Raw genomic sequence first — 274 nt, 5'->3', positions numbered from 1 at the left:
TATAACCCGAAATGTCAAATTAAGTTAGAAATTTTTTAACTGTTCATCTGTAATCTGACTGATGAATGCTTCAAGAGGTGTCTGGTAACCCAAACTTTTTCGTGGGATGTGGTTTCGTCGACTGGCAACTGCTTGAACAAATCCATCTGATAGCTGGTCCATAATAAGATTGTGAAGTAAACCATCTTTACGCAGCAGACCATTGGTGTTCTCATTTAAACCACGTTGATTGGGTGCTCCGACAGCGGCAAAGTAAATATTTAAATCAAATTGG

Annotated in this window: 1 protein-coding gene; it reads right to left on the bottom strand. The window is 38.7% G+C overall.

Annotation, left to right across the window (positions count from 1 at the left end):
* Window positions 1–24: 24 nt before the first annotated feature.
* Window positions 25–274, bottom strand: a 250-nt coding sequence (locus MZO40_RS17190; RefSeq protein WP_368052587.1) for a transposase, incomplete at its 5' end; no start/stop codon positions are given.

The sequence above is a fragment of the Lactiplantibacillus sp. B652 genome (genome assembly GCF_023806745.1).
Taxonomy (GTDB): Bacteria; Bacillota; Bacilli; order Lactobacillales; family Lactobacillaceae; genus Lactiplantibacillus; species Lactiplantibacillus pentosus.
This window is presented reverse-complemented; position numbering and strand designations above follow the sequence as displayed.